This is a genomic window from Hamadaea tsunoensis DSM 44101, from assembly GCF_000428945.1.
In the GTDB taxonomy this organism is placed as follows: Bacteria; Actinomycetota; Actinomycetes; order Mycobacteriales; family Micromonosporaceae; genus Hamadaea; species Hamadaea tsunoensis.
The window spans coordinates 190,429-201,371 of the sequence record NZ_AUAX01000020.1 but is presented as its reverse complement, the minus strand read 5'-3'; the positions used below and the strand labels follow the sequence as shown (position 1 = coordinate 201,371).

Sequence of the window (10,943 nt, the reverse complement as noted above, 5' to 3'; positions counted from 1 at the left end):
ACCTGGCAGTGGAGTCCCCGGAGCGCAGCGATAGGGGCGGAACGGTCTCCCGCGGGAGGAGCGGAAGTGAGATCGACGAACCCGGGACATGAATTTGATCTTCAAAGCACGGCACTCGAAGCCGGCGAAGTCCGGAGGCCCCAACCCCGGGACCGGATAGGCTGACGGGATGCGTACGCCTCAGCAGCCCGTCGGCAGCGGATTCGGCTACCGGTCGACCGCGACCGAAGTCCTCGGCGGGATCGACCTGACCGGCAGGCTGGCGATCGTCACCGGCGGCTATTCCGGGCTGGGACTGGAGACGGTGAAGGCGCTGCGGGGCGCGGGCGCGGAGGTCGTCGTGCCGGCCCGGCGCCCGGAGCACGCGAAGGACGTCGTGCCCGAGGGGGTGGAGGTGGCCACCCTCGACCTCGCCGACCAGGACAGCGTCAAGGCCTTCGCCGCGGGCTTCCTGGACAGTGGCCGCACCATCGACATCCTCATCAACAATGCCGCGGTCATGGCCTGCCCGGAGGCGCGGGTCGGGCCCGGCTGGGAGTCGCAGTTCGGGATCAACCACCTCGGGCACTTCACGCTGACCAACCTGCTGTGGCCGGCCGTACGCGGACGCGTGGTCGCGCTGACCTCGACCGGGCACAAGCTGTCGGGCATCCGCTGGGACGACCCGCAGTTCACGACCGGCTACGACAAGTGGCAGGCGTACGGGCAGGCGAAGACGGCCAACAGCCTGTTCGCGGTGCACCTCGACGCGCTCGGGCAGACCTCGGGCGTACGCGCGTTCGCGGTCCACCCCGGCGGCATCATGACTCCGTTGCAGCGGCACCTGTCGCGCGAGGAGATGATCGCGTCGGGCTGGATGGACGAGGCGGGCACGGTCAACGAGCGGTTCAAGACACCGGAGCAGGGCGCGTCGACCTCGACCTGGGCGGCCACCTCCCCCGCGCTGGCAGGCCTGGGCGGGGTGTACTGCGAGAACTGCGACATCGCCGAGCCGACCGACCCGTCGTCGCCGACAGCGCGGTTCGCCGGGGTCGACGCGCACGCGGTGGACCCGGAGGCCGCCGCCCGGCTGTGGGACCTGTCGGCCGAGCTGACCGGGGTGAACGCGTTCGCGTGACGCCGGACGCGCTCAGCGGTGAAGGCGGCTGACGCAGACCGGGCTTGACCTTGACGCTACGTCAACCCCCGACACTGGCCGCATGAGCAACCCGCCGACAACAACACAGCAGGCCGCCGAGCCTGCCATCCGGGTCCAGGACCTGGCGAAGTCGTACAAGGAACTGCACGTCCTGCGCGGCGTGAGCTTCGAGGTGGCCCGGGGCGGCATCTTCGCCCTGCTCGGCTCCAACGGAGCGGGCAAGACCACGGTGGTGCGGATCCTCGCCACGCTGCTCAAGGCCGACGCGGGGACCGCCCGCGTGCACGGTTTCGACGTCGCGACCCGCCCCGCCGACGTACGCGAGTCCATCAGCCTCACCGGCCAGTTCGCGGCGGTCGACGAGATCCTCAGCGGGCGGGAGAACCTGATCCTGGTCGCCCGGCTGCGGCACCTCCCCGAGCCGGGAAAGATCGCGGACGGGCTCTTGCGGCGGTTCTCCCTGACCGAGGCGGGCGGCCGGCGGGTGGCGACGTACTCCGGCGGCATGCGCCGCCGCCTGGACATCGCGATGAGCATGATCGGGAATCCGCCGGTGATCTTCCTCGACGAGCCGACGACCGGGCTGGACCCGCAGGCGCGCATCGAGGTCTGGCAGGCCGTCAAGGAGCTCGCCGGCGGAGGCACCACGGTGCTGCTCACGACCCAGTATCTGGAGGAGGCCGAGCAGCTCGCCGACCGGATCGCGATCCTGCACGAGGGCCGGATCATCGTCGACGGCACCCTGGCCGAGCTCCGGCGGCTGCTGCCGCCGGCCCAGGTCGAGTACGTCGAGAAGCAGCCCTCGCTGGAGGACGTGTTCTTCGCGGTCGTGGGCCGCACGGGCCCGGACGGCAGCGCCCACGACCTCCTGACCACGTCGAACGAGCAGTAGGGGACGACCATGGCCACGAACTTCCTCGGCGACACCGCCGTCCTCACCGGACGGACGATGCGCCACGTCACCCGCAGCTTCGACACGATCATCACGACCGCGGTCACTCCGATCGCGATCATGGTGATGTTCGTGTACGTGTTCGGCGGCGCGATCGACACCGGGTCGGTCAAGTACGTCAGCTACATGCTCCCCGGCGTCCTGCTCATCACGATCGCCTCGGGCATCTCCTACACCGCGTTCCGGCTCTTCACCGATCTGAAGAGCGGCATCTTCGAGCGCTTCCAGTCCATGCCGATCGCGCGGTCGGGCGTCCTGTGGGGGCATGTGCTGACCTCGCTGGTCGCGAACGCGATCTCGCTCGTGCTCGTCATCGGGGTCGCGCTGCTGATCGGGTTCCGGTCGAGCGCGGACCTGCTCGCCTGGCTCGGCGTCGCCGGCATCCTCCTGTTGTTCACCCTCGCCCTGACCTGGCTCGCGGTCATCCCGGGGCTCACCGCGAGCAGCATCGAGGGCGCCAGCGCCTTCTCCTACCCGCTGATCTTCCTGCCGTTCATCAGCTCGGCGTTCGTCCCCACACAGACCATGCCAGGTCCGGTACGCGCGTTTGCCGAGCACCAGCCGGTGACCTCGATCGTCGACACGATCCGCAACCTGTTCACGGGGCAGCCGGTCGGCAACGGGGTGTGGACGGCGCTCGCGTGGTGCGTCGGCATCCTCGTCGTCGCGTACGCGTTCGCGGTCTCGGCCTACCGGCGGAAGATCTCCTGAGCGGCGCCGGCCGGCCGGGACGGGATGAGGGGCATGATCACAAGATGCTGACGATCGGTCAACTGGCGGAGTACGCCGGTGTCACGACCAGGGCGGTGCGGCACTACCACCAGATCGGGCTGCTGCCCGAGCCGGACCGGGACGCCTCGGGGTACCGGCGGTACGACGCCACCGCGGTCGTGTCCCTCATCAAGATCCGCACCCTGGCCAATGCCGGCGTACCGCTGTCGCAGATCCGGCTGATGCTCGACGCCGACGAGACGACGTTCGCCGACGCCGCCGAGCGCATCGACGAGCGGCTGCGCGAGGAGATCGACCGGCTGGAGGCCAGCCGCAAGCAGATCGCCCAGCTCGTCGCCGGAGACAGCCTCGTCCTGCCGCCGGAGGTGGTCCGCTACCTCGACCGCCTCCGGGAGATCGGCGCGTCGGAGCGGATGGTCGCGGCCGAGCGGGACGGCTGGATCCTGATCGCCGCACGCTGGCCCGATCAGGTCACGACGTGGATGCCGTCGAAGTTCGCGCAGCTCGAAGATCCCCGCCTCGTCCGCATCTACCGGCTCGGATCCGAACTCCTGGAGACCGAGGGGGACACCGAGCCGGGGCTGCGGGAGCTGGCCGACATCATGGCCGAGATGGCCGAGGAGGCGTACCGGCGCGGCGAGCCGGACGTGGCCGAGAGTGTCCACGACGATCTGCCCTTCGACCTGCTGGACTCGCTCGCCCTCGAAGCCAGCCCGGGCGCCCGGCGGCTGCTGGACCTGATGCACGAGCGCGGCTGGGCACGGTGGACCCGGCTGGAACGCTGGCCGAAGCCGCCGGCATGACCTGCCGCTCGACCCTGCCGACAACCGTTCCCGCTATCGAACCAGCGGGGCGGCGGCCGCCGGCCGGAGACCGGTCAGCAGGGAGCGCAGGTCGGCCAGCGGCTGCGGCGGCGCGACGTGGTAGCCCTGCGCGTACGTGACACCGACCTCGGCCAGCGCGGCGAGCTGCTCGGGGCGCTCGACTCCCTCGGCCGTCACCCGCATGCCGAGACCGTGCCCGAGGTCCGCCAGCAGTTTGACCACGGCGTGGTCGCGGGGATTGTCCAGCATCCCGGCCACGAACAGCCGATCGATCTTGATGTCGTCGATCCGCAGCGCCGACAGGTAGCGCAGGTTGGTCGAGCCCGTGCCCATGTCGTCCAGTGCCAGGCGTACGCCGAGAGCGCTCAGCCGTTCCAGCCGCGGGGCCGCCTCGGACAGCGTACGCAGATCGGCCTCCTCCGGCAGTTCGAGGTTGAGCTGGCCGGAGGCGAGGCCGGCGGCGGTCAGCGCCTCCTCGACGATCTCGTCGAACGACTGCCCGAGCGAGGCGGTCGAGATGTTCACGTTGACCCGCCGGGGCGCCTGGCGGCCGAGCGTACGCCGCAGTTGCCGCAGGTCCGCGCAAGCGGTACGCAGCACCCAGCGGTCGAGCGCGGGCAGGTGGCCCTGGCGCAGCGCGCCGGGCAGGAACCGTTGCGGGGGCAGCAGTCCGAGGCGCGGGTGCTGCCAGCGGACCAGTGCCTCCACTGAGGACACCGCGCCGTCGCGGATGCGCACGATCGGCTGGTAGTGCAGGCACAGCTCACCGGCGTCGATGGCCTCGGCCACGGTCCGGTCGACGATGCCGATGTCGTCCGGCAGGCCGGCCTCGACCCCGACGGCGATCTCGACCTGGGCGCCGCCGGCCTGTTTCGCGTGGTACATCGCCATGTCGGCCTCGGCGAGCAGCGTCTGCGGGTCCGGGCGCCCGCCGCCGACCGCCACTCCGACGCTGGCCGTCACCGTGATCCCCGGCGGGTACGCGCCGTCGGGGCCTCCGACTGCCAGCAGGAACCGCCGGCCGAGGCGGTGCGCGGCCTGGACGGCGTCGGCGTCGCGGTCGACCCGGCCGAGCACCGCGAACTCGTCCGCGCCGAGCCGGGCGGCCAGTTCCCCGGGGCCGAGCGCGTCGCGCAGGCGCCGGCCGGTGGCACCGAGCACGGCGTCGCCGGCGTGATGGCCGCGCGCGTCGTTGATGCGTTTGAGGCCGTCGAGATCGAGGAAGACCAGGGCGACACGGTCGTCCTCCGAGGTCGCGTCGGCGCACGAGGCGGCGAGCATGTCCAGGAAGTGCGCGCGGTTGGCCAGGCCGGTCAGCTCGTCGCGGACGGCCCGGGCGCTGAACTCGCGGGCGAGCCGGTCGAACAGGAGCGCCGCCGACACCAGGCCGAGCTCGCCGCGCGGGAGGTCCACGAGGATGTCGTCGTAGCGGCGGGATTCCGCCCGGGTCCGCAGCCGGTGGGAGACCGCGACGACCGTCGAGCGCCAGCCGACCCGCAGCACGTCCCAGGCGGCGACCTCACCGGCGGGCAGCCGGTCGAACAGCGCGTGCCCGAAACCGAAGCGGCCTGACATGACGTGCTCGAACCGCTCGCGCATGATCAGTCCGTGCCGCTCGCCGTCGGCGACGACCACCGAGCGCAGCGCGGCGTCCTGCCGGAAGACGTCCTCCAGCTGCCCGCACCACATCGTCGCCGGGACCACTGTGGCCCGGTTCGCGAGTGCGCCGATCCCGTCGCCGAGCGTCACCGTCCGCCCTCCGCGTCGCCGATGCTGCACAACGTACGCTAACCGGCTCCCCAGCGAATGCCCACTTCCGGCGAGGTTATCGGACCGGCCGCGCCGGCTGCCCGATTCGGCCCCGCCGCCCAGCCTCGGACCAGGCCGTTCACGGCTCGATCCGGACTGGACGGCGGTGGGAGAATTCGCCGGCCGTTCACCCGGGATGCGCGGGTTACCGGCCGGTATTCGTCACCCAGCGTAATGGTCAGGCGGCGAATCGCTCCCCGTACCGCTCGGCCAGTTCGGCCGCCCGGCCCGCGAAGTCCGCGTGCTGCTCGATGTAGCGCAGCGCCCCGCCCGTCCAGGCGGGGTAGCCGATGCCGAGGATCGAGCCGATGTTGCCGTCGGCGGCCGACCGCAGGACGCCTTCCGCCAGGCACTTGCGCGCCTCGATCGCCTCGACGGCGAGCAGCCGGTCCTTGAGGTCGGCCAGCGGCACCCCGGTGTCCGTGCGGTACTCGGCGAGCCCGGACCACAGCCCGAGGCGCTTGCCGCTCTCGTCGTAGTCGTAGAACCCGGCGCCGCCCGCGCGGCCTGGCCGCCCGGCGTCGATCAGCGCGTCGACGAGCCCGTGCACGGCCTCGTGCGGCAGCGCGATCCCGGCCGCCTGCGACTGCCGGCGGATGCGCTGCATCAGGGTGAGGCTGACCTCGTCGGCCAGGGCCAGCGGGCCGGTCGGGTAGCCGGCCTGCAGCGCCGCGTGCTCGACCGACGCCGGCGGTACGCCTTCGGCCACCATCGCGATCGCTTCCTCGATGAACGTGCCGATGACCCGGCTGGTGAAGAAGCCGCGGCTGTCGTTGACGACGATCGGCGTCTTGCCGATGCGCCGGCCGAGGTCGAAGGCGCGGGCGATCGACCGGTCGCTGGTCTGCCCGCCGACCACGATCTCCAGCAGCGGCATCTTGTCCACGGGCGAGAAGAAGTGCATGCCGATGACGTCGGCGGGCCGCTCGAAGCCGTCGGCGATGAGCGTGATCGGCAGCGTCGAGGTGTTGGAGGCGATGAGCGCGTCCGGCGCGACGACCGCGGCCACCTCGGCCAGCACCTTGCGCTTCAGCTCGACGTCCTCGAACACCGCCTCGATGACGACGTCGCAGCCGGCGAGGTCGGCCACGTCGGCGGTGGCGGTAATGCGGCCCAGCACCCCGGCGGCCGCCGCTTCGGTGGTACGCCCGCCGCGTACGGACTTGGCGAGGAGCTTCTCGCTGTAGGACCGGCCCCGCTGGGCGGCTTCGAGCGACACGTCCCGCAGCACGACGTCCACTCCGGCCTTCGCCACCACGTACGCGATCGCGGCGCCCATCATTCCCGCGCCGAGCACGGCGACCCGGGTCGCCGGTGCGACCTCGACGGCGGGCCGGTTGGCACCCGAGTTGACGGCCTTCATGTCGAAGAACAGCGCGTTGATCATGTTCTTCGCGATCTGGCCGGTGAGCAGGCCGACCAGGTAGCGCGTCTCGACGACGGTCGCGGTGTCGAAGTCGACGGCCGCCCCCTCGACCGCGGCGGCCAGGATCGCCTCCGGGGCCGGCATGTCGGCACCCTTCAGCTGCTTGCGCAGGTTCCCGGCGTACGCGGGCAGCTGCATGGCCACCGACGGGTTGCTGATCGAACCGCCGGGGAACTTGAACCCGGGCCGGTCCCACGGCTGGGCCGCGTCCGGATGCGCGGCGATCCACGCGCGGGCCGCGGCGAACATCTCGTCCGATGTGGACACCACCGCGTCGGCCAGCCCCTCCGCCACCGCGTCCGCCGGCCGGAACTGCCTGCCGGTCAGCAGCACGTTCATCAGCGCCGGCGCGAGGCCCATCATCCGCGTCGTCCGGACGACCCCGCCCGCGCCCGGCAGCAGGCCGAGCGTGACCTCGGGGAAGCCGAGGCGGCAGCCCTTCGCGTCGAGGACCACGCGGTGGTGGCAGGCGAGCGCGATCTCCAGCCCGCCGCCGAGCGCGGAACCGTTGACCGCCGCGACGACCGGGCGGCCCAGCTTCTCCAGCCGGCGCAGGTCGCGCTTCATCCCGTTGACCATGTCGGTGAGCATCGCCGCGTCCGACGGCTGCGCGGTGACCATGAGGTCGAGGTCGCCCCCGGCGAAGAAGGTCTGCTTGGCGCTCGTGACGATCACACCGGTGATCTCGTCGCGCTCGGCCTCCAGCCGGTCCACCGCCGTACGCATCGCGGTCGCGTACCGGTCGTTCATCGTGTTCGCGGACTGCTCGGGGTCGTCCATGACGAGGGTGACGATCCCGGCTTCGTCGCGGGTGTAGGAGATCATGCGGTCCTCAGATGCGTTCGATGACGGTCGCGACGCCCATGCCGGCGCCGATGCACAACGTGATCAGGCCCCGCCGCTGGTCGCGGCGTTCGAGCTCGTCCAGCACGGTCGCGACGAGGATCGCGCCGGTGGCACCGAGCGGGTGGCCGAGCGCGATCGCCCCGCCGTTGACGTTGACGACCTCGTGGTCCAGCCCGAGATCCTTCATGTAGTGCAGGACCGCCGCCGAGAACGCCTCGTTCATCTCGTAGAGGTCGATGTCGCCGATGCCGAGGCCGGCCAGGTCCAGCGCCTTGCGGGTCGCCGGGGCCGGGCCGGTCAGCATGATCGTCGGGTCGGCGCCGCTCGTGCCCACCGACACGATCCGGGCGCGCGGGGCCAGGCCCATCGCCTCGCCCGCCTCGGCGGAGCCGATCAGCACCAGGGCGGCGCCGTCGACGATGCCCGAGGAGTTGCCGGCCGTGTGCACGTGCTCGATCTTCTCCAGCCAGTGGTACTTGCGCAGCGCCACCGCGTCGAAGCCGCCCATCTCGCCGATGCCCGCGAAGGACGGCGGCAGCTTGCCCAGCCCCGCCAGCGTGCTGTCCGGCCGGGCGTGCTCGTCGTGGTCCAGCACCGTCAGCCCGTTGCGGTCGGTCACCGGCACGAGCGTGCGGTCGAACCGGCCGTCCGCGATCGCCGCCGCCGCTCGCTGCTGCGACGTCAGGGCGTACGCGTCGACGTCGGTGCGGCTGAAGCCGTTGACGGTGGCGATCAGGTCGGCCGAGATCCCCTGCGGGACGAAGTTCGTGGCCAGCGCCGTCTCCGGGTCCATCGCCCAGGCCCCGCCGTCCGAACCCATCGGTACGCGCGACATCGACTCGACCCCGCCGGCGAGCACGAGATGCTGCCAGCCGGAGCGGACCTTGGCGGCGGCGAGGTTCACGGCTTCCAGGCCGGAGGCGCAGAACCGGTTGAGCTGCACGCCGCCGACCGTGTCCGGCAGCCCCGCGGCGATCCCGGCGATCTTGGCCAGGTCGCTGCCCTGCTCCCCGATCGGCGACACGATGCCGAGCAGGATGTCGTCCAGCCGCTCGGGATCCAGGCCCGGATTGCGCTTGCGCAGCGCGTCGATGAGCCCCACGACGAGCGACACCGGCTTGGTGCCGTGCAGAGAACCGGTCGCCTTGCCGCGACCGCGCGGTGTGCGTACCGCGTCGTAGATGTAGGCCTCAGAGTGCACGGGCCAGCAGCTCCTTCATGATCTCGTTGGTACCACCGTAGATCTTCTGGGCCCGGGCGTCGGCGTACATGCGGGCGATCGGGTACTCGGTGGTGAAGCCGTAGCCGCCGAACAGCTGCAGGCACCGGTCGATCACGGTGCACTGCGACTCGGTCAGGTGGAACTTGGCCATCGCCGCCGTCGGCACGTCCAGCCCGCCCGCGACGTGCCGGGCGATCAGGTCGTCGAGGAACGTCCGCCCGCTGCGGACCAGCGCGGCGCACTCGGCCAGCTCGAAGCGGGTGTTCTGGTGCTTGATGAGCGGCTTGCCGAACGCGGTGCGCTCCTTCGCGTACGCGACCGTCAGCGCGAGCGCCCGTTCCATCGCGGCGACCGCGCCGACCGCGATGACGAGGCGTTCCTGCGGCAGCTGCTGCATCATCTGGAAGAACCCGACGCCCGGCTGCCCGCCCAGGATCGCCGAGGCCGGTACGCGCAACCCGTCGAAGAACAGCTCGGCGGTGTCGTTGGCGTGCAGCCCGAGCTTCTCCAGCGGACGCCCGCGGCGGAAGCCGGCCGGGGCGTCGCGGACGTCGCACAGCACGAGCGAGATGCCCGCCGCGCCCTGGTCCGGGTCGGTCTTGACGGCCAGCAGGACCAGTCCGGCCAGCATCCCGTTGGTGATGAACGTCTTGGACCCGTCGATGACGAGCTCGTCCCCCTCGACCCGGGCGGACGTACGCATCGCCTGCAGGTCGGAGCCGCCGCCGGGCTCGGTCATCGCGATCGAGGCGACCATCTCGCCGGCGCACAGCGGGGGCAGGAACGCGCGCTTCTGCTCCTCCGTCCCGTACGCGAGCAGGTACCCGGTGACGATGCCACTGTGGACGGCCACGCCGAGGCTGTTGTCCCCCGCGTACGCCTGCTGCTCGAACAGCACGGTCTCGTGGCTGAAGTCGCCGCCACCGCCGCCGTACTCCTCGGGGATGGACAGGCCGAGCAGGCCGAGGGCGCCGGCCTTGCGGTAGAGGGCGGGATCGGGGTGCCCCTGGGCGATGAACTCGGCCTCGCGCGGGGCGACCTCCTTGGCGAAGAAGGCGGCGACGGTTTCGGCGAGGGCGTCGTGGTCGGCGGTACGCCACGCGGACCGGTACCCAGACAGCCCTGGGACCTCGACACCGGGAACGGAGAACATACCCTCACCCTCACCCAGTTATTGGCAGATTGTCAACAGCCGTTTCCCGCACCAGCCGTACGCAGTCCCCCGGCGCGTCGGCGAACGGCAGGTGACCGGCCCCGGCCAGGATCTCGTGGCGGGCGAACGGCAGCTCGGCGGCGGCCCGGCGGGCCTGCCGGGCGGGCAGGATCCGGTCGCGGCTGCCCCACACCACGGTGACGGGAACCTGCGGCAGCCGGCCGGGGTCCGCAGGGAACCGGTGTCGCGCGAACGCGTCCCGGGCGGCCGTGAACCCCGGCGCCGCGACGAGCGCCCGCGCGTCCGCGACCCCGGCCACCGGGTCCACCTTCGCCGGATGCCCGAAGAACAGCCCGAACAGCGCCGCCCGGCCGGCCGCCGAACGCGCGAGGAGCGGCAGCGCCGGACCCGCCAGCCGCCCCGACCACCGGCAGGCCGTGATCGACGCCTGGCACCAGCGCCGGCCGAGCGGCCCCCAGAAGCCGATCGGCGCGAACGCGGTCACCGAGCGCGCGACGCCCCGGCGGCCGAGTTCGAGGGCGATCCCGCCGCCGAGCGAGCTGCCCGCGACATGGCAGGGCCCGAACTCGGCGGCCAGGAAGTTTGCGTACTCCTCCACAGTGGACGCACCCGACGCCGTGGACCCGCCGAACCCCGGCAGGTCCACGGCGACCACGTCGTAATGCTCCGACAGCACCGGCAGGACCGGTTCCCAGAGCTGCCACCGGCTGCCCAGCCCGTGGATCAGCAACAGCGGCTCGCCCGCCCCGGCGCGGTGGTGACGCAGACCTTCCGGCATGGCATCACCGTAAGACCTCATTGACACGGCGCCAATAAGGGT

The 10,943-nt window shown here is 71.8% G+C and carries 9 protein-coding genes; 4 read left to right on the top strand and 5 right to left on the bottom strand.

The window, feature by feature from the left end; genetic code table 11:
* Positions 1-169: 169 nt before the first annotated feature.
* The 4 genes from G401_RS0127280 (at position 170) to G401_RS0127265 (ending at position 3,625) form a co-directional block, all read left to right on the top strand.
* Entirely contained in the window at positions 170-1,117 is a 948-nt protein-coding gene (locus G401_RS0127280) for an SDR family NAD(P)-dependent oxidoreductase (protein ID WP_027344968.1), read from the top strand.
* Positions 1,118-1,199: 82 nt separating this feature from the next.
* Positions 1,200-2,030 carry an ABC transporter ATP-binding protein gene (locus G401_RS0127275; RefSeq protein WP_051367218.1) on the top strand — a complete coding sequence of 277 codons (831 nt, stop codon included), beginning with the start codon at positions 1,200-1,202 and terminating at the stop codon, positions 2,028-2,030.
* 9 nt (positions 2,031-2,039) lie between these two features.
* Positions 2,040-2,801 carry an ABC transporter permease gene (locus G401_RS0127270; RefSeq protein ID WP_027344966.1) on the top strand — a complete coding sequence of 254 codons (762 nt, stop codon included), beginning with the start codon at positions 2,040-2,042 and terminating at the stop codon, positions 2,799-2,801.
* Positions 2,802-2,845: 44 nt separating this feature from the next.
* Positions 2,846-3,625: a MerR family transcriptional regulator gene (locus G401_RS0127265; protein WP_027344965.1), complete on the top strand. Its 780-nt coding sequence runs from the start codon at positions 2,846-2,848 to the stop codon at positions 3,623-3,625.
* Positions 3,626-3,658: 33 nt separating this feature from the next.
* Here G401_RS0127265 and G401_RS48795 read toward each other — a convergent pair whose 3' ends face one another.
* The 5 genes from G401_RS48795 to G401_RS0127240 form a co-directional block, all read right to left on the bottom strand.
* Positions 3,659-5,395, bottom strand: a complete 1,737-nt coding sequence (locus G401_RS48795; RefSeq protein ID WP_051367217.1) for a putative bifunctional diguanylate cyclase/phosphodiesterase — start codon at positions 5,393-5,395, stop codon at positions 3,659-3,661.
* A 238-nt stretch (positions 5,396-5,633) separates the two neighbouring features.
* Complete coding sequence (locus G401_RS0127255) at positions 5,634-7,706, bottom strand: 3-hydroxyacyl-CoA dehydrogenase NAD-binding domain-containing protein (RefSeq protein WP_027344964.1); 2,073 nt, start codon at positions 7,704-7,706, stop codon at positions 5,634-5,636.
* 7 nt (positions 7,707-7,713) lie between these two features.
* Positions 7,714-8,928 carry an acetyl-CoA C-acetyltransferase gene (locus tag G401_RS0127250; protein WP_027344963.1) on the bottom strand — a complete coding sequence of 405 codons (1,215 nt, stop codon included), beginning with the start codon at positions 8,926-8,928 and terminating at the stop codon, positions 7,714-7,716.
* Positions 8,918-10,102, bottom strand: a complete 1,185-nt coding sequence (locus G401_RS0127245) for an acyl-CoA dehydrogenase family protein (protein WP_034593239.1) — start codon at positions 10,100-10,102, stop codon at positions 8,918-8,920. The genes G401_RS0127250 and G401_RS0127245 overlap by 11 nt, the downstream gene beginning before the upstream one ends.
* Before the next feature lie 10 nt (positions 10,103-10,112).
* Positions 10,113-10,901, bottom strand: coding sequence for an alpha/beta fold hydrolase (locus G401_RS0127240; protein ID WP_034593238.1), 789 nt, complete (start codon positions 10,899-10,901; stop codon positions 10,113-10,115).
* Between the last annotated feature and the right edge of the window lie 42 nt (positions 10,902-10,943).